The organism is Streptomyces smyrnaeus (assembly GCF_017676345.1).
GTDB classification, from domain to species: Bacteria; Actinomycetota; Actinomycetes; order Streptomycetales; family Streptomycetaceae; genus Streptomyces; species Streptomyces smyrnaeus.
This window is the reverse complement of sequence record NZ_JAFFZM010000007.1, coordinates 1-20,936: the sequence shown is the minus strand read 5'-3', so window position 1 is coordinate 20,936 and position 20,936 is coordinate 1. Positions and strand designations below refer to the sequence as shown.

20 protein-coding genes and 6 pseudogenes are annotated in these 20,936 nt (G+C 69.7%); 14 read left to right on the top strand and 12 right to left on the bottom strand.

The genetic code is table 11. The features are described from left to right. Positions 1 to 183 precede the first annotated feature (183 nt). Positions 184 to 1,131, bottom strand: coding sequence for a LysR family transcriptional regulator (locus tag JW613_RS13145; protein WP_209210988.1), 948 nt, complete (start codon positions 1,129 to 1,131; stop codon positions 184 to 186). 112 nt (positions 1,132 to 1,243) lie between these two features. Here JW613_RS13145 and JW613_RS13140 point away from each other — a divergent pair, with 112 nt between their 5' ends. The 3 genes and pseudogenes from JW613_RS13140 to JW613_RS13130 all read left to right on the top strand — a co-directional run. Continuing rightward, on the top strand, positions 1,244 to 2,236 hold the full coding sequence (locus JW613_RS13140; protein ID WP_307865879.1) for a polysaccharide deacetylase family protein: 993 nt from the start codon (positions 1,244 to 1,246) through the stop codon (positions 2,234 to 2,236). Between the two features lie 138 nt (positions 2,237 to 2,374). After that, positions 2,375 to 3,403, top strand: a complete 1,029-nt coding sequence (locus JW613_RS13135; protein WP_209210987.1) for an NADP-dependent oxidoreductase — start codon at positions 2,375 to 2,377, stop codon at positions 3,401 to 3,403. A 169-nt stretch (positions 3,404 to 3,572) separates the two neighbouring features. Further along, positions 3,573 to 4,114: pseudogene (locus tag JW613_RS13130) on the top strand (transposase); the annotation flags it as partial. A gap of 308 nt (positions 4,115 to 4,422) precedes the next feature. On the opposite strand, the gene JW613_RS13125 reads toward JW613_RS13130, so the two are convergent. Next, positions 4,423 to 5,265: a helix-turn-helix transcriptional regulator gene (locus tag JW613_RS13125; RefSeq protein WP_209210986.1), complete on the bottom strand. Its 843-nt coding sequence runs from the start codon at positions 5,263 to 5,265 to the stop codon at positions 4,423 to 4,425. A gap of 394 nt (positions 5,266 to 5,659) precedes the next feature. Here JW613_RS13125 and JW613_RS13120 point away from each other — a divergent pair, with 394 nt between their 5' ends. The 3 genes from JW613_RS13120 (at position 5,660) to JW613_RS13110 (ending at position 8,531) form a co-directional block, all read left to right on the top strand. Continuing rightward, positions 5,660 to 6,580, top strand: coding sequence for an NAD-dependent epimerase/dehydratase family protein (locus tag JW613_RS13120; RefSeq protein WP_209210985.1), 921 nt, complete (start codon positions 5,660 to 5,662; stop codon positions 6,578 to 6,580). A 1,200-nt stretch (positions 6,581 to 7,780) separates the two neighbouring features. Then, complete coding sequence (locus JW613_RS36765; RefSeq protein ID WP_209210984.1) at positions 7,781 to 8,158, top strand: LysR family transcriptional regulator; 378 nt, start codon at positions 7,781 to 7,783, stop codon at positions 8,156 to 8,158. 1 nt (position 8,159) lies between these two features. After that, positions 8,160 to 8,531, top strand: coding sequence for a type 2 periplasmic-binding domain-containing protein (locus JW613_RS13110; protein ID WP_307865877.1), 372 nt, complete (start codon positions 8,160 to 8,162; stop codon positions 8,529 to 8,531). 45 nt (positions 8,532 to 8,576) lie between these two features. Here JW613_RS13110 and JW613_RS13105 read toward each other — a convergent pair whose 3' ends face one another. Continuing rightward, on the bottom strand, positions 8,577 to 8,936 hold the full coding sequence (locus JW613_RS13105) for a DoxX family protein (RefSeq protein ID WP_209210982.1): 360 nt from the start codon (positions 8,934 to 8,936) through the stop codon (positions 8,577 to 8,579). 166 nt (positions 8,937 to 9,102) lie between these two features. Further along, a complete protein-coding gene (locus JW613_RS13100; protein WP_209210981.1) occupies positions 9,103 to 9,597 on the bottom strand; it encodes a cupin domain-containing protein in 495 nt (164 codons plus the stop codon). Positions 9,598 to 9,678: 81 nt separating this feature from the next. Here JW613_RS13100 and JW613_RS13095 point away from each other — a divergent pair. Next, a pseudogene (locus JW613_RS13095) lies at positions 9,679 to 10,529 on the top strand (LysR family transcriptional regulator). Between the two features lie 726 nt (positions 10,530 to 11,255). Here the strand turns inward: JW613_RS13095 and JW613_RS37020 are convergent. Both JW613_RS37020 and JW613_RS13090 read right to left on the bottom strand, forming a co-directional pair. Then, a pseudogene (locus tag JW613_RS37020) lies at positions 11,256 to 11,345 on the bottom strand (transposase); the annotation flags it as partial. 161 nt (positions 11,346 to 11,506) lie between these two features. Beyond that, positions 11,507 to 12,241, bottom strand: a complete 735-nt coding sequence (locus JW613_RS13090) for a DJ-1/PfpI family protein (RefSeq protein ID WP_209210980.1) — start codon at positions 12,239 to 12,241, stop codon at positions 11,507 to 11,509. Positions 12,242 to 12,441: 200 nt separating this feature from the next. Here JW613_RS13090 and JW613_RS13085 point away from each other — a divergent pair, with 200 nt between their 5' ends. Beyond that, positions 12,442 to 13,395 (top strand): GlxA family transcriptional regulator, encoded by a 954-nt coding sequence (locus JW613_RS13085; protein ID WP_209210979.1) that lies wholly within the window; start codon positions 12,442 to 12,444, stop codon positions 13,393 to 13,395. Between the two features lie 176 nt (positions 13,396 to 13,571). Here the strand turns inward: JW613_RS13085 and JW613_RS13080 are convergent. Continuing rightward, positions 13,572 to 13,895: pseudogene (locus tag JW613_RS13080) on the bottom strand (ABC transporter ATP-binding protein); the annotation flags it as partial. A 62-nt stretch (positions 13,896 to 13,957) separates the two neighbouring features. Between JW613_RS13080 and JW613_RS13075 the strand changes: the two are divergent. Then, a pseudogene (locus tag JW613_RS13075) lies at positions 13,958 to 14,760 on the top strand (helix-turn-helix domain-containing protein). Here JW613_RS13075 and JW613_RS13070 read toward each other — a convergent pair. Continuing rightward, positions 14,757 to 15,128, bottom strand: coding sequence for a winged helix-turn-helix transcriptional regulator (locus tag JW613_RS13070; RefSeq protein ID WP_209210978.1), 372 nt, complete (start codon positions 15,126 to 15,128; stop codon positions 14,757 to 14,759). The pseudogene JW613_RS13075 and the gene JW613_RS13070 sit on opposite strands and share 4 nt — an antisense overlap. 93 nt (positions 15,129 to 15,221) lie before the next feature. On the opposite strand from JW613_RS13070, the gene JW613_RS13065 reads away from it, so the two are divergent. The 3 genes from JW613_RS13065 (at position 15,222) to JW613_RS13055 (ending at position 18,242) form a co-directional block, all read left to right on the top strand. Continuing rightward, positions 15,222 to 16,061 (top strand): SDR family oxidoreductase, encoded by an 840-nt coding sequence (locus tag JW613_RS13065; protein ID WP_209210977.1) that lies wholly within the window; start codon positions 15,222 to 15,224, stop codon positions 16,059 to 16,061. Between the two features lie 61 nt (positions 16,062 to 16,122). Then, the gene (locus JW613_RS36760) at positions 16,123 to 16,692 is read left to right on the top strand and encodes a transposase (protein WP_372447942.1); all 570 of its coding nucleotides are present in this window, start codon (positions 16,123 to 16,125) and stop codon (positions 16,690 to 16,692) included. Between the two features lie 971 nt (positions 16,693 to 17,663). Next, positions 17,664 to 18,242 (top strand): hypothetical protein, encoded by a 579-nt coding sequence (locus tag JW613_RS13055; RefSeq protein ID WP_209210975.1) that lies wholly within the window; start codon positions 17,664 to 17,666, stop codon positions 18,240 to 18,242. Positions 18,243 to 18,347: 105 nt separating this feature from the next. Here JW613_RS13055 and JW613_RS13050 read toward each other — a convergent pair. Next, positions 18,348 to 18,586 (bottom strand): annotated as a pseudogene (locus JW613_RS13050) (arsenic resistance protein); the annotation flags it as partial. Between the two features lie 4 nt (positions 18,587 to 18,590). On the opposite strand from JW613_RS13050, the gene JW613_RS13045 reads away from it, so the two are divergent. Both JW613_RS13045 and JW613_RS13040 read left to right on the top strand, forming a co-directional pair. After that, on the top strand, positions 18,591 to 18,728 hold the full coding sequence (locus JW613_RS13045; RefSeq protein WP_209210974.1) for a hypothetical protein: 138 nt from the start codon (positions 18,591 to 18,593) through the stop codon (positions 18,726 to 18,728). Between the two features lie 285 nt (positions 18,729 to 19,013). After that, positions 19,014 to 19,247 (top strand): hypothetical protein, encoded by a 234-nt coding sequence (locus JW613_RS13040; protein WP_209210973.1) that lies wholly within the window; start codon positions 19,014 to 19,016, stop codon positions 19,245 to 19,247. A 58-nt stretch (positions 19,248 to 19,305) separates the two neighbouring features. On the opposite strand, the gene JW613_RS13035 is transcribed toward JW613_RS13040, so the two are convergent. From JW613_RS13035 to JW613_RS13025, 3 genes are all read right to left on the bottom strand, one after another. Beyond that, positions 19,306 to 19,704 (bottom strand): nuclear transport factor 2 family protein, encoded by a 399-nt coding sequence (locus JW613_RS13035; RefSeq protein WP_209210972.1) that lies wholly within the window; start codon positions 19,702 to 19,704, stop codon positions 19,306 to 19,308. A 595-nt stretch (positions 19,705 to 20,299) separates the two neighbouring features. Then, the gene (locus tag JW613_RS13030; RefSeq protein WP_245225566.1) at positions 20,300 to 20,503 is read right to left on the bottom strand and encodes a hypothetical protein; all 204 of its coding nucleotides are present in this window, start codon (positions 20,501 to 20,503) and stop codon (positions 20,300 to 20,302) included. Positions 20,504 to 20,734: 231 nt separating this feature from the next. Beyond that, positions 20,735 to 20,936: hypothetical protein (locus JW613_RS13025; RefSeq protein WP_209210971.1), on the bottom strand; the 202-nt coding region annotated here is incomplete at its 5' end.

The window sequence follows — 20,936 nt, the reverse complement described above, 5'->3', positions numbered from 1 at the left end:
AGCAGGGGCCTCCCGCTGCCGGTCCTCGACCAGCTCAACCGGGCATACCTGCGTTGCCCTCCACTCCGTCAGCCGTTACTCGGCCGCCTGCGCCGACGGCCGGAACCCCAACGCTCGTCGGATACATGGCCAGGGTCGGGGTCTCACTTCGTAATCCGCGTATCGGCATGGGCCTGATTGCCCTCATGTGGTCTCGCGGGTGCTGTCGTGCAGAGTGGCCAGGGCTCGATCCGGTCCGCCCCTGGCGTTCACCGCGGCCTCGGCAGCCTGGATGAACGCCAGTGCGAGCTTGGTCGAACGGGCCGTCTGCCACACCAGGCCGTACTCCAGCGGTGGTGCATCCGGCACCGGGAGGTAGGCCAGGCCGGTGTGGGTGTAGTACCGCGACGCGGCCAGCGAGAGCGGGCAGACGGCCTGGTTGGCGCGGATCACAGTCATGGCGTCCTCCCAGTACAGAACGGCCGGCCCCCGGGGGATGGGCCGTCCGGACGGTGTCCGGGTCGGAAACAGGTGCTCGAGCCAGTACTGCGGGGCGCTCGCCCCTCCCACCGACAGCAGCCTGCAATCGGCCCAGTCCTCGATGCTCACCGACTCACGCAGGGCGAACGGATGGGCGTTTGCCACGAGCAGGGCCCGCGGTTCGCGGACCAGCACCGGACCGAGGGTCAGGTCGGGTTCGTTCACCGGCCGCTCCGTCACCTGGACATCGACCTGGCCCGCTCGCAGCGGGCCGAACGGATCGAACAGCTGGATCTGCTGAAGGCGGACCTCCACACCGGGGTGGCGCCGCGCGTATTGCTCGGTGATGTGCTGCAGCAGGTGTCCGGTGAACGCGCCGGAGAAACCGACGCGCAACGTGCCGGTGACACCGCGGCCGGCTGCGGCGACCGCGGCGATCTCCTCCTGGATGCGCTGGTAGGGCGGTTCAATACCGTCGCGCAGTTGCTTGCCGAGCCGGGTCAGGGCGACGCGGCGACTGGTGCGCTCGAACAGGTCGGCGCCGAAGCGGCGCTCCAGCTTCTTGACGGTCTGGCTCACCCGGCCCTGGGTCAGGCCGAGGCGATCGGCGGTGCGGCCGAAATGCAACTCCTCCGCCAAGGTCAAGAAGACTTCGATCTCGTGCCGCTCCATGCCCCCCCGTTCATTAGTTCAGCTAATCCGCTCTTCCTCGGAACGCCATTGTTCCAGGTCCGGGCCTGGGTGAGAGTGATGGAGCCCTTGTAGGTGATGTTGAGGAGCAGGCGTGCAGCCGGCCTTCAAGGGCTGCGCGGCGCGTGTCGCCGACGCGGCTCTGGGTGAGCGCTTCAGTCCTGCCGTCCGCGCCGGATGGCGCGGTGCGGTCACCGTCAACCTGTGTACGGAAGGTATGCATCCGATGGACAACATGCTGTACGACTACAGTCCCATTGCCGAGCGGGAGCCGATCCGCTGGCCCGGCGGCGCACGTGTGGCCTTCTACATCGGGCTGAACGTCGAGCACTTCCAACTCGGTGTGGCGTCCACCAGTCTGAACGAGGCGACCGCGGGTCTGCTGCCCGATCCGCTCAACCACGGCTGGCGCGACTACGGCCCGCGGGTGGGCATCTGGCGGATCATCGAGATCCTCGATCGGCACGGCATCCGTCCCAGCGTGCTGCTCAACTCGGCCGTCTGCCACCAGTACCCGCACATCATCAAGGCCGGCCGGGACCGGGACTGGGCGTGGCTGGCGCACGGCCGCGACAACTCCACCCTCCAGGCCGACATGTCCGAGCAGGACGAGCTCCGGTACCTGACCGAGGTCGTCGAGACCATCGAACAGGCCACCGGCCGCCGTCCGCGCGGCTGGCTGGGCCCGGCTTTGACCGAGACACTGCACACCCCGTCGCTGCTCGCCGATCTCGGGCTGAGCTACGTCCTGGACTGGACGTGCGACGACCAGCCCTTCCGCCTGAATGTGCCGGGGATGCTCAGCGTGCCGTACTCGGTGGAGCTCAATGATCTCGGCATGTTCATGATGCAGGGGATGTCCGGGCCGGACTTCGTGCGTGTGGTCACCGACCAGTTCGACCGACTGTACGCCGACTCCGCCGCCGGCGGACGGGTCATGGCTTTGGCGCTGCACCCCTTCGTCATCGGCCAGGCCTTCCGCGCCGGGTACCTCGACCAGGCGCTGTCCTACCTCGCCGAGCACCCGGGGGTATGGCTGACCACCAGCGACGAGATCGCTGAGCACTATCTCCGCACCGCGCCCTGAACTCCGGGGCAGGGCGACACTGCCTGGCCTCCTGCATTCCCCAGGACCGCGCACTCGACCACACCCGGCCGACCAGGACCCGGCCGAGCCGCACCTGGGCCGTCCACGCCCGATACCCGAACGCCAAGGAGAACGCCCTTGCCTGCCCCTTCCGTACGGTCCCGCGAAATCCGCCTCGTCGCCCGTCCGTCGGGCCAACCCGGACCGGAGCACTTCGCGTCGGTCCTGGCGGAGGTCCCCGCTCCCGCTGAGGAACAGATCCTGGTGCGCAACACCTGGATGTCAGTCGACCCCTATATGCGCGGCCGGATGAACGACGTTCCGTCCTACATTCCGCCGTTCCAGCTGGACGCCGCCATGGAAGGTTCCGCGGTCGGCACCGTGGTGGCTTCTCGCTCCGCCGCCATCCCGGTCGGCGCGACCGTTTCGCACTTTCTGGGCTGGCGGGAGTACGCGCTGCTCGATGCCGGTGCGGCCACCGTCGTCGATACCCAACTGGCCCCCGCCGAGGCTTACCTGGGGCCGTTGGGCACCACCGGACTGAGCGCGTATGCGGCACTGACCCGCACCGCCCCGGTGCGGGCCGGTGAGACGGTGTTCATCTCGGCAGCCGCCGGAGCAGTCGGCAGTGTGGCCGGCCAGCTGGCCCGCAAGCTCGGCGCCGCCCGGGTGATCGGTTCGGCCGGCGGACCCGACAAGACAAGAAAGCTGGTGGAGGTATTCGGCTTCGACGCCGCCATCGACTACCGGCAGGGCGATCTGGCCGGGCAGCTCGCGAAGCACGCCCCCGACGGCATCGACGTCTACCTCGACTCCGTGGCCGGAGACCACCTGGTGGCCGCGCTGGACGCGATGCGGTTGGACGGCCGCATCGCCATGGTCGGCGCCATCAGCACCTACAACGCCACCGCGCCGATGCCCGGTCCGCACAACCTGTTCCGGTCCGCCGCCCGGCAGGTGACGCTGCGCGGGATGCTGGTCAACCACCACCTGGACCTGTTCCCGGAGTGGGTCGCAACCGCGGCGCGCTGGCTCGCCGACGGCTCGCTGCGCACCGAGTCGACCGTCGTCGATGGTCTGGAGCGAGCCACTGAGGCGTTCTTGGGGGTCCTGCAGGGCGCCAACACCGGCAAGATGCTGGTCCGCCTCGTCGACCGGGACGCTTGATGAGCATGACGGATCCCCTCGCAGCGAGCGCTTCAAGCGCCCCCGGGTCCGGACGCGCTCTTCTGGTCGTCGCCCACCCCGGTTCGGATTCACTCACCGGCGCGGTGGTCGACCCTGCCCGTGCGGCTCTGGCCGACGTCGGCTGGGACGTCGATGTTCTCGACCTGCATCGGCGGCCGACCGCATAGTTGACCATCTCGGGCCCGCGCTTGCGCTCCAGCAGCGCAAACGGTTCCGCAAGGACACCGTGCTGATCGTGGACGGCACCCTGGTCCCCACCCGCGACCACAGCGTTGCCGAGCAGGCGAAGAACTACCGGTGCTCCACCAGCCACCAGGTCGTCATCGACGCCGACTCCCGGCTCGTTGTCGCGGTCGGCCGACCAGTCGCAGGCAACCGCAACGACTGCAAGGCATGGGAGCTGTCCGGTGCGAAGTCCGCCGTCGGCCAGACCACAGTCATCGCGGACGGCGGCTACCGGGGGGCACCGGCCTGGCCATCCCGCACCGCCGTGAATCCGGCCAAGCCGAACTCCCCGCCTGGAAGGAGGAACACAACACCTCGCACCGTGTGGTCCGCGCTCGCGTCGAGCACGCCTTCGCTCGGATGAAGACCTGGAAGATCCTCCGGGACTGCCGCCTCAAGGGCGACGGCGTCCACCACGCCATGCTCGGCATCGCCCGCCTGCACAACCTCACGCTGGCCGAATGAGCGGGCAACGACGCTGGTCAACTAACATGCCGTAGATCATTTACGGGACAACGCTCAGGTGTGTTGTTCGGGAGGTTGGTGACGCGGCGGGCTGGGGTGTGGCTGCTGCGTGTCGTCAGCATCGTGACCGTGCCTTCATCGGGCCCGTCGCCGTGGCTGAGCGGTCACGAAACCGGTCGGCTCGGCCACGGGACCGGCCCGGGGAGAGGCGCGGGGAAAGGCGTGGGCGGTTCGCAGGGCGGGTGGATCGCTGACGGGCATGGGGTGACCAGGGCAGCGGTCAGGGCCCTGTGCCGGCTCCGGCTCGGTCAGCTCGCGAAGGACTGGGTGCCGAGGACACGGAGGAACTCCAGGCGTTCGGCCGTTTCGGTGCCGGGCTGCGGCCGGTAGAGGAAGAGGCGCTTGCTGGTGACCGGACTGAGGACGACGTCGCACTGCAGATCCAGCCGGCCCGCCTGGGGGTGCAGGACGGACTTGCGGGTGGAGCGGACGGTGGCGACCTCGCCGAGATCCCACAGCGCGGCGAACTCCTTGCTCCCGTTGCACAGTTCGTCGACGAGGGCCTGCCCGCACGGGTGGTGCCCGTGGCGGAAGACGGAGGCACGCAGGTCAGCGACGATGGTGCGGCCGATCGCCTCGTGCTCCTCCTCGGCGTAGACGCCGCGAAGTGCGGGCCGCATGAACCAGAGCCAGGCGCCGTTGTCCTCGTGGCCGGGGCGGTCGACCAGCGGGCCGAGCAGCGCGATGGCCATCGGATTCTGGATGACGACCGTGCCGAGGCCGTCGACGATCTGGGCCGGAGTGTCCTTGAGGGAGTCGAGGATGTGCATCAGTCCGGGGTCGGCGTAGCCGTCGTGCGACAGCCCCTGGGGCGGCTGATACCCGGCGACCGCGTAGAGGTGATCGCGTTCGTCGGTCGACAGGCGCAGTGCCCTGGCGAGCGCGGCGAGCAGGGTTTCCGACGGATTGACGCCTCGGGCCTGCTCGAGCCGCTCGTAGTAGTCGGTGGACATGCTCGCGAGCATCGCCACCTCTTCGCGGCGCAGGCCGGGCGTACGCCGGCGACCGCCCGGCACCAGTCCGACGTCGGCCGGCCGCAGGGCCTCTCGGCGAGCCCGCAGGAAGCGGCCAAGTTCAGCACGGTCGGTCATCGCTGTGTTACTCCAGGATGCAGGTGGAACGAGACGTTGACCAAAAGGCTCCGCCGCCGATCCGGGCGGAACGGTTCGGCCCTCGGGTTCCTTCAGTGTCGGACGGCCACGGCGCGCCAGCCACGGTCTGTGAGTCCGACGACCGGCGCACCGTGGTTGTCACCGCACGTGCCCGCGACGCTGATGTCGAAACGTCTCCCACCGCCGCGCTGCCCGGACGCCCCGCCTCACGAGAGAGGCCTTTGCCCAAATGGACCAGTGGGTGAGGGCGTCCATCGGGCCACAAGCCGGGGCGGGACGGCAGGGTGGAAACGGTGGTCATCTGGAGCATCATCTGCGACCTGCGTCCCGACCGTGGTGGGAGGCCACGATTCACTACAGGAAGGTTGTTCTCGTGCGTGTTCTTGTCACCGGCGCATCCGGCTGGGTCGGCTCGGCCGTCGTACCCGAGCTCCTCGCAGCCGGTCACCATGTCACCGGGCTCGCCCGCTCGGAGGCGTCGGCAGCCGTTGTCGAGGCCGCCGGCGCAGCGAGCGTCCGCGGCACCGTCGAGGACCTCGATGTGCTGCGCGACGCCGCCGCCCGCGCGGACGCCGTGGTCCACCTCGCGTTTCCGGTTGAGCGGTCCTTGAGCGGTGGAATGGCCGAGGCCGTCGCCTCCGACGTCACGACCATCCAGGCGCTCGGCGAGGGGCTCCCCTCCGGTGGGGCGATCGCTGTCGCGTCCGGGACTGTGGGACTGTCGCAAAACGGGGTGCCTGCCACTGAGCACGATCGTCCCTCGCCCGACGCGCTGGTTGCCACGCGACAGCTCTCGGACGACGCCGCCCTCGCGCTCGCCGAGCGGGGGCTGCGGCCCACTGTCCTGCGTCTCGCGCCGACCAACCACGGCAAGGGAGACAACGGCTTCGTCCCGCACCTCATCGCGACCGCCCGCCGGGCCGGCTTCTCGGGCTATCCGGGCGACGGGTCGTCGCGCTGGCCCGCGGTGCACGTCCGGGACACCGCTCGGCTCTTCCGGCTGGCGATCGAGGCCGCACCGACGGGGTATCTGCACGCCGTGGCCGAGGAGGGTATCGCGGTCCGTGAGATCGCCGCTGCCATCGGGCGCCACCTCGGCCTCCCGACACGGTCGGTGCCGATGGACCGGGTCGACGAGCACTTCGGCTTCCTCGGGATGTTCCTCACGCCGGACAGTCCCGTCTCCAGTGCCATCACCCGGGAGGTGACCGGCTGGGCTCCGGCCGAGGCCGGTCTGCTCGAGGATCTCGACCAGGGGCACTACTTCGAACCGAGTCGGGCCACCGCCGGGTGACTCCGGTCGCGGTCCGGTGCCTGTGCTGCTCAGAGCGCTCCGGCTCGGAGCGTGCTGGCGAAGTCCCGCACCTGCGATCCTGAGCGCTGTGATCGGAGGCCGACGCGTGCGCCGTCGTGTCCGGGCCCTGGGCACGGAGCGTTCCCGGCGTCGGTTGTGGCCTCAGCCGGTCCGGTACGCCGGGTCGGCTGGGGCGCCCCGGCCTTGTGCGGTGGTCGGGGAATGCCGGTGGTCCGGGCGGTCGGCTCCAGGCCCGGACGCTGGCGCAATCCAGGCACTGTGGCAGGTCCCGCCCAGCCGGCCACCACCCCCGGCTGCTTCGCCGACATCGAGCTGCGCCAGATGAGCCACAAGGGCGCATCCTGAGGGTCGTTTCGGACACTGGCGGACCTCAACCGCTTCTGGTGTGAGCCGGCCAGGCACGTGCGCCTCCACGGATGCGGCATCGACGACCTGCGAGAACGGTTGCGCCGGACCCGGTGGCCGGATGAGCTCCCGGCGTGGGCTGGGAGTACGGTGTCGCTCTTCCCTACCTCAAGGCCCTCGTCGGCTATCGGGCCGACGAGTACGACTGCGTTCCTACGGCGGCGACCCGTCCGACGCGTTCCACGTCGTCGCCCCCTCGGTCCCGGGATCCGGGTTCTCCCGGCCCACCAGGGACAGGAGCTGGGGAACCAGGCGTATCGCCCGCGCCTGGGCCGAACTGATGCGACGTCTGGGCTACCCACGCTACGGGGCTCAGGGCGGGGACTTCGCCTCCATGATCTCCCCGGAGCTCGGGCGCACCGCCCCCGACCATGGCGTCGGCGTCCACGTCAACGCGCTGGTCAACGCCTCGACACCCGCCGACTTAGACGAAATGGCCCTGCTCCGGGGCGCCGTCCTCACCCATGTCACCGTCTTCTGGCTCACCTCCACCGCCGGCTCGGCCGCACGGCTCTACAGTGCGGCGCCGACGGCTGGGGACGCCCGGCCCTCTCGGGCGTGCCCACCGGGGTGGCCAAGTTCTCGGTGACCGGGCGATCCAGGGCCCGGCATCGCTGTCGAACCACATCACCCACTGGTCCCAGTTCGACACCGGAGGCCATTTCGCCTCCCTCCAGGCCCCTGACCTGCTGGTCGCGGACATCCGCACCCTCTTCCGCGCACTGCGCCGAGCGAGGCGGCGTGCCCCTCGCCCGCGCCGCACAGCGCCTGGGTATGGCACAGCCACCGCTGTTTCGCGCCATCGCCCACCTGGAGCGACGCATGGGCGTGCGACTGCTGGACGCACCAGCCGATCGGCGAACCTCACCGGCGCCGGCCAGGTCTTCCCTGGCCGAGAGCCGCAAGGCGCTGGACGCGGTCACGGCGTCGGTCCGGCGCGCGCAACGGGCGGGACGGACCGATCCGCAGCTCACGCTGGCGAGGAAGCCCAACGGGGATGCGGGGCTGCTGGAGTCGATCCTGCGGCACTACCGGCACAATCCTGCTGACCCAGGACCAGCTGGCCGTGCTCCCCGGACCCACCGTCTCGCCGACCGGGCCGCCTTGACGCTCGCCGACCTGACCGGCGAACAGTTGCCCCGACGGCCGTGAGATGTGGACGCCACCGATGGCCGTCCGCCCGAGGTGCAGTGACATCTCGCAGGTGATGCAACTGGTTGCACCGGGCCAACTGGTCGCGGTCTGGCCCGAGTCGGTGCGCCGGCGCGCCTGGCCCGACGTGGCGTGCGTGCCGCTGGTCGACGCGCCGCCCACCACGGTCGTCGTCGCCTGCCCGGAACGGACGACATCACGGGCGGTGGCCGCTGTGATCGGCGCCAGTGCGGAGGGCGGCTGTGCTCACCGTGGCCGCATGGCCGACGTGTTCGCCTACGTCGAGGCCGAAGGGGCCGAGCTGCAGGTCGCGGCACCGAGGTGCAGGTCCGGCGCGCCAAGGCGGCGCGGTCCGGCCGCAGCGTTGTGGTGAGGAGGTGTGCGCCGTCTGCCCGACGACCTGGCCGAACGAGCTCGGTCACAGTCCGGTGGCCAGCCAGGTGGTTGCGGCTGCGGTGGCGATGAGTCCGAGGTTGAGTGTGATCTGGCGGTCCTCGCCGGTCAGGTGGACGGCGATCGCACCGGCTTGCAGGAGAACGAAGCCGATGGCGGCCGCTGTGGCCAGCACTGGAGCGATGCCTGTCAGCGGCGGCAGGATCAGTCCTAGCGCGCCGAGTATCTCGACCGTCCCCAGCGCCCTTACGGCGGGCAGCGCAATGCGGTCGACCCAGGCCATCATCGGCCGGAGTTGGTCACGGTTGCGGCTCACCTTCATCGCGCCCGAGTAGAGGTAGAAGAGGGCGAGAAGTCCCGCGACGATCCAGTAGGCGGTGTTCATGGTTCCCGTTCTCGGGCCACCCGTTTCGGGGCCCGTCGATTGCGTCGAATACCGGAAGAACTCGGGGCCCGGCCGGGCGCCCCCAAGAAGCCCGGCCCGGGAGGCGGGAGCGGACTGGCCTCCGCCGGATACAAGGAAGGGGCTGTGCCGGGCCGGGCCCTCGGCTTCAGGCGGGGTGGGTGGCGGGCTCGGTCGCGTAGCGGCTCATCGCGTCGATGTTGGCTTGCGGCGTCAGCGGTCGGCCGTCGGCGAGTTCGGCTTGGAGGTCGCGGAAGTACTGCACGTACAGGTCGGGGGTGAAGGTGCTGAGCATGACGGCGGGTTGGTCGGTCAGGTTGGCGAAAGTGTGCGGGGTACCGGGCGGAACCATCACGAGCGTGCCCGCGGTGGCGTCGTGGTCCTCGTCCCCGACGGTGAATCGCACGGTGCCGGAGAGGATGTAGAAGCCCTCGTCGTGGCGGGCGTGGCGGTGTTGGGGCGGTCCCTGGGCGTGCGGGGCGAGGACGGACTCGGCGATCGCGAGGCGGTGCCCGGTGTGGCTGCCGTCTTCCAGGACGCGCATGCGCGTGGTGCCCAGGACGATCATCTCGCCGTCGCCGGGACCCACCACCGATACGGCGGGTTCGGCCTGCTGCCGGCTGGGCTTGGCTTCTTCGGTCATGCTCACGAGTGCACCGCGGGGGTGTTGCCGGTGTCCAAGACCTGTTCCGCGATGCTGATACCTGGTGGGTATCGTTGCTGCGTGGAGCTACGGACCTTGCGCTATTTCGTGGCGGTCGCCGAGGAACTCCATTTCGGGCGGGCCGCCACCCGGCTGCATATGAGTCAGCCGCCGCTGAGCCGGGCGATCAAGCAGTTGGAGGCCGAGGTCGGGGCCCGGCTGTTCACCCGCTCGGCTGCGGGAGTCGCGCTCACGCCGGTGGGTGCGGTGCTGCTCGACGAGGCACGGGCGCTGCTGGATCATGCCGACCGCGTCCGGGTACGCGTGAGCGCGGCGGCCGGCGCCGCGGCCCTCACTGTCGGCATCCTGGGGGACGGCACCGACCCGGGAGTGACCAGGCTGGCCGCCGCCTACCGTCGGCGCCACCCTGGCATCGACATCCGCGTCCGCGAGACCGATCTGACCGACCCCACGTGCGGGTTGCGCACCGGCCTGGTCGACGTCGCCTTGACACGTGCACCGTTCGACGAGACCGCCCTGACGGTGCGCGCGCTGCGGACCGATCCTGTCGGCGTCGTCCTGCGCGCCGATGATCCACTGGCCCGCCGCGACCATCTGCGGCTGGACGAGTTGAGCGGCCGACGCTGGTTTCAGTTCCCGCCGGGAGCCGACCCCCTGTGGCAGTCGTGCTGGAACGGCGGCAGGCCGCGCGAGGGCCCCGTGGTCCGCGCCGTCCAGGAATGTCTGCAGGCCGTGCTGTGGAACGGCACGGTCGGCCTGGCCCCGCTCGGACACGATCTGCCCACGGAGTTGGTCGCGGTGCCGCTGATCGATATGGCGCCGAGCCGAGCGGTGGCGGTGTGGAACAAGGTGACACCAACCCGTTGATCCGGTCCTTCATCGAGATCGCGACAGCCACGTACCGCCGCTGAGTCACGGGGGCCGGTGCTGCCGTGGCTCGGGAGCGATGCGAACGCCGCGGGTATCGGGGCGGCTGCTTGGCGGCGTGGTGTTTTCCGGTTTCTCTTCTCGCATGCACAGGCGCGCGTCGCGCGCTCGGTTTGCGATCGCCAGCCTGGCAGGCGTTCCGATGTGCCGGGAAGCGCTCTCCGTGCCGTTCTCCCGGGGGGGCATCGAACCGGCGCCGCCGACCCGCCGCAGCGTGGCCCGGCCCGTATGCGCCACATGAGCCGGTCATGCTCCTGCCCACTTCTCTTGACGGACTCGCTGTCCGGGCAGCCCGACCACTTCTCATACTTTTCCCCCGGAAACGGTGGCGCAAGGGCTCGTCAGCATGACTGCGAGAGGTGGTCGGAAAGTCACTTCCTGGTACCTCCGGTCGATCAGGCACCGGGCACTGTCATGTGGGCTTGAGCCGGGCAAGGAGGGCAGGGGCGGGGTTCGAGCCTGACGGAGCGGCAGCGGAGGTCTTCAGCCCACTGACGGCGCACGATTCGGCCTCGGTGGTCGGCTATCGGCTTGCGGCCCGTCTCGGCTCAGGCGGAACGGGCAACGGCTTCGCGAACGGCGTCCCCGTTTTGACGCCTTGCACCGCGCGCTGCCGACGTGCGCAGATGAGATTCGCAATCAGCTTCTGACACCTTCCTGGCACGGCTCTGCCCGGCAGCCACGCACCGTGTTTCGGGCAGAACCGAAACTCAGGCGGAGCCGATCGTCAGGCCGGTCTGGGCGAGGCAGCCGTCCATGAGGTGGCTGGGGTACTGGATGTGCCGCAGGACGGGCCGGACGGGCCACCGCCGGGCAGTGGTTTGCTTTCCAGGTCGTGGCTGTGGGCGTGGTCTGTGGGGCTGCTGGTCGGGTGGCTCGTTCCCCTCGCGGTGGTCCGGGCGCGGGGCTCGGGTGGGGGCTGGTGGCAGGGGTCCGGTCTGGGAAGGCCGGGTGGTTGCGGTCAGCTGTTCGTGTGCCAGACGGTGCCTCGTCGTTCGTACTCCAGGATCATCTCGGCGCGCAGCGCGTCCTGCGGTCCGTAGAGACGCTCGGCGAGCCAGAGGGCCAGATCCAGGCCCGAGGTGACACCGCCACAGGTGATCAGGTCGCCGTCGTCGACCACGCGTGCGTAGGTGAGCTTTCCGCCTTGCTCAGCGAGGTCGTCGCGGGCGGCGAAGTGGGTCGTGCACGGCCGGCCGCGGGTGATCTTCGCTGCCGACAAGACCATGACGCCGGTGCATACCCCGCCCATGATCAGTCCGGGCCGTTCGGCTTTGGCCAGCGCGCGTGGCAGGACGCCGCGCTTGATCTCGTCATCGACTCCGGATCCCTTGCCGTAGCCTCCGCCCGGTACGAGCAGGACGTCCGCGTCCTGGGGGGCCCAGGGGTCGCGTACGTCGATGTGCATGCCGGATGACGTCCGTATGGTCCGGGGGCCATCGGCGGTGACGAAGCGCTGCGTGATCGGGCGCTTGCCGGCGTCCGCGAGGATGCCCAGCACCTCGATGGGGCCTGCGAAGTCCTGCTCCTCGACGGCGTCGAACAAGACGGTGTGGACGCGCAGTTCGCGGATGCGGTCGCGCTTGCGTTCGGCGGCGGGGGCGGTGGCAGAAGCGGTGGGGGAGGAGGTGCCCAGGCTCAGCGCGGTCGCGGCCGTAGCCGCGGCGCCCGTACGAAGAACGTGTCGGCGTTGCATGGTGTGTGCTCCTGTTGGCCGGTCGGGGGCTGTGGCGTGACGCACCGAGCTGGTCGTCGTCACGGGTGCGCCGGCTCCGGGACCCGGAACGCGCACCGGATGACTGTCCCTTCGGGCCGCAGGCGGAGGGAAGGGGATGTCCGGATGTGTGGGCTGCCGGTCCTTGAGGACCTGTCACCCGGAGGTAGAGACTCAGGAGCGTGAAGACCGAGGGCGATGTGATCGTGGTCGTAGGCGACGGTGTGGTGCTGCTCGACGTGGCCGGTCCGGTACAGGTGCTGCACGCAGCCGGCTACCGGGTCCGGCTCGCCTCGCCCGGCGGGCGTGCGGTGGTGAGCGACACCGGGATCCCCCTGGGGGCCGAACTGGCGGTGGAGGATGTTCCCGAGACCGCTGTCGACACGGTGCTGGTGCCTGGCTACCCGACGGTCAACGGCCACCGGCATCCGCCGGAGCTGATCGCCCACGTGCGCCGCCTCGGTACGGGCGCGCGGCGTACGACGTCGGCCTGCACCGGCGCGTATCTGCTGGCCGAGGCCGGGCTGCTCGACGGCCGGCGGGCCACGACGCACTGGGCCGAATGTGCGAAGCTGGCGAGGAGCTTCCCGCGGGTGCGGGTGCAGCCCGACGCCATTTACGTACGCGACGGCCCCGTCATCACCTCCGCCGGAGTGACGGCGGGCATCGACCTGGCGCTTGCGCTGGTCGAGGAGGACCACGGCCCCCAGGTGGCGCGTACCGCGGCCAAATACCTCGTCGTGTTCCTGCAACGCCCCGGCGGCCAGTCGCAGTTCAGTGTGCGCAGCACGGTGCCCCCGCCCCGCAGTGCCGGGCTGCGGCAAGTGCTGGACGCCGTGGTGGCCGACCCCGGCGGAAGTCACACCCTGGCCGCCATGGCGGAGCGTCTCGCCGTCAGCGAGCGCCACCTCACCCGCCTCTTCCGCCGTGAGGTCGGCAGCACCCCCGGGCAGTACGTGGAACGTGTCCGCCTAGAGGCGGCGCAGGCCATGCTCGAGTCCAGCGACGCGGGCGTGGACACCATCGCGCGCATGTGCGGTTTCGGCAGCGACGAGTCGATGCGCCGGGTGTTCCTGCGCCTGCTCGGGGCGCCTCCGTCGGCGTATCGGGCGCGATTCCGCACAACTACCGCATAGGCCGCTACCGCGCCTTGCACATGATGCATGCTGTGCGCAGCTGGCGGGTGGAGTCAGTGGCCGTAGCCGTCCTGAGTGACGCGCACGCAGGGCTGGTGCTGCTCCGGGCAGTGTCCGTGCTGCGGCTTGAAACCGCCGTCCTCGGCGGGATGCTCGATGAGTGAGCCGTCATCAGCGACGCCGGTGAGGATGACGGCACCGGCCAGGAAGCCGGCGGAGGCGATCAGGTCCTGGCCCTCGTTGATCAGGTCGCCGGAGACCTGTGTGCCGCGGCCGGCAGCCTCCCGGTCGCGGTTGGAGTCCGGCTCGTGGCAGGCGGACAGCTCCACCTCGGTGCAGCCGCCGAGCAGCAACTGCTCGGCTTCGCGCGTCATCAGCGGCCCCAGCCGCGGGGAGAGCCGGCTGACCGTGATCCCCGGTACTGCTCGCGCACCGGCTGTGCCGGCGAGCAGTGCCACCGACGCCCACACCTGCAGCAGCGGGTGGACGACGTCTCCGGTGTTCTGAGTCGGAGATTGGCTGGTGGTCGGGTGTGAGTGGTCCGGGTTCGAAGCTTCCGCCGTTGTCGGTGACTGATTGTCCAGCGGCCGTGTGGGAGGGCTGGGTGCCTCGCCGTACGACGGCTCAGGCTCGGGCTCTGGCTCCGCGGTCGCGGATCGTGTTGGAGTGCGCGTACGGGCACTCGGTCGTGGAAGTGTCCCGCCGGCTGCGGATCGCCCCGGACATGGTCGGCACCTGGCGGCGCCGCTTCCTCGAACGCGGCCTGGACGGGCTGTGCGACGACCCGCGTCCGGGTGTCCCACGCAAGATCACCGATGCTGACGTCGAGCGGGTCGTCGTCAAGACGCTCGAGGAGAGGCCGAAGAACGCCACCCGCTGGTCGGCCAGGTCGATGGCGGCGCCACGGGCATGTGGCCCCCGACGGTCTCGCGGATCTGGCAGGCGTTCGCACCGGCGCCACACCGGTCGCAGACGTCTCTGCTGTCCACCGGCCCGCGGTTGATCGACAAGGTCCGCGGCGTCGTCGGCCTCCATCTCGATCCGCCAATGAAGGCCTTGGTGCTGTGCGTGGTCGAGAAACCGCAGACCCAGGCCCCAGGCCGGCCCAGCCCGTTGTGCCGATGGTGCCCGGCGTCCCCGAACGCCGCAGCCACGACTGCATCCGCGCCACCCCGCGCCACCGTCTTCGCCGCGAAGCTCAAGCGCGGCACCCACCGCTCCGTCCGGGCCCTCGAACGCGACATCCGCTCCCGGCTCGCCGGCTGGAACAAGCACCCCGGGCTGTTCGTCTGGACGAAGACAGCCGATCAGATTCTCGACAAGGTCGCCGCATACTGCCGACGAATCCCCGGCTCAGGGCACTAGGCGGTGCCGAGCGCCGACAGCCGTCGGGTGATCCGGTCGAACAGCTCCGTCAGCGGCTCGCCGACGTCCCGGCCGAACTCGGTCAGCCCGTACGTGACCTGCGGCGGTGTCGTCGGCTCGACCTTCCGCCAGACCAGGCCGTCCTCGACCAGTACGCGCAGGGTCTGGGCCAGCATCTTCTCGCTGATGCCCTGGATGCTCTCGCGCAGCTCGTAGAAGCGGAGGTCGTTGCGCTGCAGGGAGATCAGCACCCACACGCCCCACCTGCTGGTCACGTGGTCGACCATGTCGCGCGCCAGGCAGTCGGTGTGAAACACGTCATACCGCTCGCCGGTCTCGACCCGTCTGCGCTGCACACCTTCCGCCATGTCATGAGCTTACCTTCAGGTATGCCCTTACCAGAAGTCAGCTTCCGCTCCTAGCGTGAACGCCCTCGAAGCACATCCGACAAGGAGCTGATCATGATCGTGGTGACCGGGGCGACCGGGAATATCGGCCGGCCGCTGACGCGGGCGTTGGCGGAGGCGGGCGAGCAGGTGACAGCGGTGTCCCGGCGCCCGGCGGCGGTGCCGGACGGTGTCCGTCACCAGGTGGCCGACCTCGCCGAGCCGGTCGGTCTGCGGCCCGCACTGGCCGGGGCGAAATCGCTGTTTCTGCTGCTCTCCGGTGATCTGCACGCCGTCGGTGGCAACCCCGCCGACATCATCGGCGAGGCCGCGGGCAGCGGAGTCCGCCGTATCGTCCTGCTCTCCACGCTCGGCGTGGTGACCAGGCCCTTCGGAGCGACGCGGATCGCGATGCGCGCGCTGGAGGACACGGTGCGCGAGTCCGGCTTGGAGTGGGCCGTGCTGCGGCCGGGCGGCTTCGCCTCCAACGCCCTGTGGTGGGCCGAGTCCGTCCGCGCACGACGGGTCGTCGCAGCGCCCTTCGGCGACGTCGGAGTGCCGGTCGTCGACCCGGCGGACATCGCCGCGGTGGCGGCGGCCTGCCTGCTGGAGGACCGCTACACCGGCGGCGCGTACGAGCTGACCGGCCCCGAGGTGATCACTCCGCGCGGGCAGACGGAGGCCCTCGCGGCAGCACTGGGCTCGCCCGTGGCCTTCCACGAGCTGACCCGCGACGAGGCCAGAGCCGCCATGACCCAGAGCATGCCGACGGAACTCGCCGACGACACCCTGGACATCCTCGGCAACCCCAGCCCGGCCGAGCTGCGCGTCAGCCCGGACATCGAGCGCGTCCTCGGCCGCGCCCCGCGCCCCTTCGCCGACTGGGCCGCCCGCAACGTCACCGCGTTCCGCTGAGACCGGCGGCCCCGGGCGGCACGAGGAGTTGCCCCGCCGATCATGTGATTACTGCGCTGTCATGCCATTTGATAGGGATATGGGGCGGGGCGATCGGCGGGGGATTCTGTACCGGGAGCGGACCGGCGTGCGGTGGCGTGACCTGCCCGAACGGTTCGGCCCGGGGAGGACGGTCGACGAACGCCACCGCCTGTGGCCGGCCGACGGAACCCGGGAGCGCCCACTCCAGCAGTTCCGGGCCGAGGCCGACGTGGCCAGGGGAAGATCGACTGGGGACATCTCGGCCGGCTCCACCACCGTGCGGACACATCAGAACCCGGCCGGTGCCCGCACCGATCCACCGCCGGCTCCCGCCTCAAAATGGGGGAACGCAACGGTACAACACCAAGGCGAAACGGCCTGGCAAAGCCTCCTCACCCGCCTGGTGGAGGCGGCACGGGAGGTGAGGGGGCCTGGACCGCTCGCGGGGTGGATTGACCACCAAGCTCGACCAGAGCATGGACGGACGCTGCCGCCCGCTGTCCCGGATCGTCACCCCGGGACAGCGGCCGGACCGCACACAGCCCGAGCCCCTGCTGGAGAAGATGCGCCTCCCGCGGACCGAGCCGGGCACACCGCGCACGAAACCTGACAGCCCCGCGGCGGACAAGGCTTGGAGCCCCTCACGAAATGACCTTCAAGGAGGTTGGATCACTCCGGGTCCGACGAACCGGGGGTGCGGGATGGCGCAGCCCAAGCCGTGGAAAGTCGACGACGAACTGTGGGCGCTGATCGGGCCCTTGCCCCCGAGGTCGAGCAACGAACCCGAACCCCCCGGGGCGCAAGCGGCATCCGAACCGGCCGATCTTCGAAGACATCCTGCGTGGTCTGCACACCGGAATCTCGTGGGAGCAGTGCACGGGCAGGACGCCACGACTGCGATCCGCACCAACCAGGCCAGACCGATACCCAGGGCGATCGAAGACCGACTGGCGACCCTCGCGGAGGCATCGACCTGCTGACGGACAACGGCGGACCGGACAACCCGGAAGAAGTGATCCCCTTGCCGATCGCAAGTGCACGGTCAGCGAAGGCAACTGAAGCCGGCCTGCACACCGCATGCGCGCTCTGCACCCCCAACCAAGCGGCCGCCGTCGCACCGGCGCTGCCGGCACAGATCGACACAGCCAAGAAGGCCCCGGAACACCTGCCAAGCACCTGCACGTCATGGACGCGCGGACAGACGCGGAGACGCCGGAACACGACGGGATGAGGAACTGAACCTCAGCAACACCGAATCGATCCTCACCCACGTCGGTCTCCGCGAAGAGGCCGAACGGCCCGACGCGGACAGGCGGCATGCAGTCCTCGCGCAGACGACCACCAGCGTGAAGAGTTTCGGGTGGTGGCCGCCCATATGAGTGGAAAGGCGTTCCCTCCCATTTCGGGGAGCTGTTGGTTCAGTGATCTGTTGATCTCGACCCTGGAGTTCTCATGCGCTTCAGTACCCGCCTGGCCGCTCTTGCCGCGGGCGCTTCTCTCGCTTGCCTGGCGGCGCCTGTCACGCTCGCCGCTCCGTCCGCCGCTGCCGCACCCGAATGCACTCTCAACGGGGAGCCCGCCGTGCTCGACCACGGGACGCTCCAGGGGACCGGCGGCAAGGACACGATTCGCTGCACGCGACTGGATCGTGTGCACTACATCAACGGGTGGGGCGGCGACGACGACATCACCATCAACGGTGATCTGCATGAGAGGGAGATCTGGGGCGGCGAAGGCTATGACCACGTCACCATCCATGGCGAGGTCAGCGGGTCGTACGAGCACAAGGCCAACATCTACGGTGAGGGGGGCGGGGACACCATCACCGCCGACTACATCGGCGTTCACGGCTTCGTGAGCGGCGGGGACGGACTCGACCGCATCGGAGTTCGGACGCTCGCGGAGGGGCACATCCACGGCGACGCCGACAACGACTTCATCACGGCCGAAAACGTGCAGGGAGTCATCAACGGCGGGCCTGGGAACGACCGCATCAAGGGCCCCGGGTTTTCCGGGGCGAACCCCTTCACGTCGTTCCTCGGCTCCTACGTCTTCGGCGGGGACGGGCACGACACCTGCATCTACCGCCCGGTTGCCAAAAACAACGAGGGTGTCGTCGACTGCGAGGTCCGCGAGAAGCATCCAGTTTCCGCTTCTTGACCAGGTAGCGTGGCCGCTCCGCCGGCCACTGCTGCTGGCGGGGAGCCTGTCACCAGCCCAGATGCGTCTCACCCCCCCGGGCGCAGAGTTGCGGGGGGACGCGGGCAGACGCAGCATCGTGCGGACGTAGACGACCATGCCGCTCACTTCGACGAGGATCCGGTGACCACGATGACCGCGGCGACGGCCAGGGCGTCGGGCAGGGCCAGGGCGAGAGGGAGGACGACGAGGGAGTTGCGGGTCGCGCCGGCGAAGGCGATGGCCCGCCCGCCGGGGGCGACGAGACGGCGGAAGAGGCGGACGACGGCGTATCCGGCGAAGGCCATCGCGAGCAGGAACAGAACTCAGATGCTGCTCGACATCACCGGATGCAGTGACGACGAGCTAGCCGACGGTGCGGCACTGATCACCGAAATCGGCCAGTTCGGACCCGGCGGCCGACCTCCCTGCAGTCCCCGCTCCACCAATCCCCAGAAATGGCACTGAGAAGTCGACACCCCCTAAAACACGGTGGAACACCGAGCACCACCCCTCCGGCCCCCCTGCGGGGCAGACGAACTCGCCCCCCGGCTTCGAGGCGATGCGGGAGGCGGGCGTCGTCACGATGGCGCGGGGCACGCTGCGCCACCGGCTGCGGAACAAGCAGGCCCTCACCCGGCAGAACCTGGCCCGCCTCGATACGGCGTACCGGGCCCACCGGCGCCGCAACATCACCCGGCACCTGCTACAGCGGCCGAACGCACGCGGAGGTACCGCCCGGGCGGTACCCGGGTGGAGATCCAGCCGCTGGACCAAAGCGCGGTCGCCGATTGCCGCAAGCGTGTCGTCGCCACCGATGTGGTGGGCTTCCGCAGACTGCGGATCCGCAGGCGGGACCGGATCGTCCGGGCGTGGGCCGCCCAGGACGACGAAGCTCTCGCGGACGCGTGGCCCAACGAACTGTCGGACCTGGGCTCGCAGTGGGGCCAGTACGAGTACGCCACCTGCGTCGGCTTCCCCGCCTGACCACATGGAGGTTCGTCCGCCTTGGCGCCGGGCATCAGGGCCGGTCTGGACGAGGACGTCACAGCACCGCGTCGGTCTCCAACGGCCCTGCGGTGATGCGCAGTTCCCGGACGCGGACCGGCTCCTCGTCGGCGAGGTGGAAGATGTGCATGAACGGGGCGCGCACCACATGGTCGGGCGCGGTCTTCTTCGCCATGGTGGCCTCTCCCCGCAGCAGGCGGACACCGCCGTCCGCTGTCCAGAACTCCAGGACCTCGTGGGAGATGTCCAGCGGTTCGTCGATCCTGACGAAGAACTCCTTGATGGCCTCGACGCCGTGAACGTGAGCGGTACCGAAGAACATGTCGGTGTCCTCGGTGAGCGGCGCGAAACCCTCATCGAAGTCCAGGGTGTCGATGGCGTCCATGAACTTCAGGACCCACTCGGGCGTCGTCGTCGCGTGCGCTGTGTTCGTCATCGTCCTCGTCCTTCGGTCAGGCATGTGGCATGCGGGTCGGCAGGGCGGACATCGGTCCCGTTCGTGACACCCCCTGAAGTTCTCCCGCCAGTCAGGTATTCCGCGAGGGCCCGGTCTTCTCCGGCGCGGTCCCAGACCGACAGCCCGCCGCCTGGCACAGCCTCACCGAAGACCAGCAGCAGCGTCTCGCAGCGCTGGGTGTGCGGCCCGCTGACACAGCGGCGCTGCCTGCCGGTCCGTTGGTGCCCGTCGGGGCGACACGGTGGGAAATCTCGCAGCCGCCCGCCAATTCACAACCCGAGAGGGACATCTACGAGTGCCACGGGACCACACCAAGATTGTTTCCGACGCTGGAGGACGCGAATACCGTATTCGCTTGAGCGTGTTCCGCAGCAACACCAGGACCCATCACAAGAAACAGAAGCTTACCCCCCGGACCAGGCCCGCGAAGCGCGCGAAGTCGGCCTCCTCGCCTGACTGCACAAAACTGCCCCGCACCCCCCCTTTTCCGAAGGGAGGGGCGGGCATCTTTCCATGCGGCGGTGCGGGGCCCAACCGGCTGATCAGCTGGAGGCCGGCCGCCATCGGCCGATTCTCAGGTGTCGTTCGTGTCCTCGGGCCAGGGCTCGCCCTGCCAGATCCACCGGCCCGCGCTGTCCCGGAGGTAGGCGGGCCGATCGCGGGGCGGTGCGTGTGGGCTGTGCAAACCGCCCCAACTGCCGTTCTGCTCCTGGGCAGGATCGAGAGCAACCTGCCGTCCGTTCAACGGCCTGCCGATCAGGGGCACGTTCGTCGTCATACACCCAGGATTCCCCTGCAACGGCGGCTGCCCCCCCTCCGGCCCGGGGCATCAGTGACGGGGTGGGACGCTGAAAAAGGAAGATACCTGATCGCCGGGCAGGTGATGCGGTCGATCGCACAGGACAAATACCCAAAGCCCTACCCTGACACTCCGCGCTGCTAAGGGCTGCCTCGCAAAGATCCGCCCGAGCATCCGGCCCGGGGCGCTTGACCCCGGGCTCGCGGTCCATCACGCGACCGTCCCGCCCGCGTTGGGGACCAGCCGCTGGAGCATCTTCCCTGTGATGCGGGCTGGGGGTGTGGTGGTGACAGCGGGTTGGGTGTCGAAAGGAACGACGGCTTGCTGGGCTGTGAGCCGGTGATGTTCTGGTCGTACGGTGCCGTGGGTTCCCGGTGCGGTCAGGCGGTCAGACCTGGCGGGGCAGACGGTT

Excerpts from the sequence above, each read along its gene's own strand:
- JW613_RS13090 (WP_209210980.1), bottom strand. The coding sequence starts at position 12,241 with ATGCAACGCCGACACGTTCTTCGTACGGGCGCCGCGGCTACGGCCGCG.
- JW613_RS13035 (WP_209210972.1), bottom strand. The coding sequence starts at position 19,704 with ATGACGAACACAGCGCACGCGACGACGACGCCCGAGTGGGTCCTGAAG.
- JW613_RS13070 (WP_209210978.1), bottom strand. The coding sequence starts at position 15,128 with ATGGCGGAAGGTGTGCAGCGCAGACGGGTCGAGACCGGCGAGCGGTAT.
- JW613_RS13145 (WP_209210988.1), bottom strand. The coding sequence starts at position 1,131 with ATGGAGCGGCACGAGATCGAAGTCTTCTTGACCTTGGCGGAGGAGTTG.
- JW613_RS36765 (WP_209210984.1), top strand. The coding sequence starts at position 7,781 with ATGGCACAGCCACCGCTGTTTCGCGCCATCGCCCACCTGGAGCGACGC.
- JW613_RS13100 (WP_209210981.1), bottom strand. The coding sequence starts at position 9,597 with ATGACCGAAGAAGCCAAGCCCAGCCGGCAGCAGGCCGAACCCGCCGTA.
- JW613_RS13125 (WP_209210986.1), bottom strand. The coding sequence starts at position 5,265 with ATGACCGACCGTGCTGAACTTGGCCGCTTCCTGCGGGCTCGCCGAGAG.
- JW613_RS13065 (WP_209210977.1), top strand. The coding sequence starts at position 15,222 with ATGATCGTGGTGACCGGGGCGACCGGGAATATCGGCCGGCCGCTGACG.
- JW613_RS13110 (WP_307865877.1), top strand. The coding sequence starts at position 8,160 with ATGTGGACGCCACCGATGGCCGTCCGCCCGAGGTGCAGTGACATCTCG.
- JW613_RS13105 (WP_209210982.1), bottom strand. The coding sequence starts at position 8,936 with ATGAACACCGCCTACTGGATCGTCGCGGGACTTCTCGCCCTCTTCTAC.
- JW613_RS36760 (WP_372447942.1), top strand. The coding sequence starts at position 16,123 with ATGCCATTTGATAGGGATATGGGGCGGGGCGATCGGCGGGGGATTCTG.
- JW613_RS13045 (WP_209210974.1), top strand. The coding sequence starts at position 18,591 with ATGCTGCTCGACATCACCGGATGCAGTGACGACGAGCTAGCCGACGGT.
- JW613_RS13030 (WP_245225566.1), bottom strand. The coding sequence starts at position 20,503 with ATGACGACGAACGTGCCCCTGATCGGCAGGCCGTTGAACGGACGGCAG.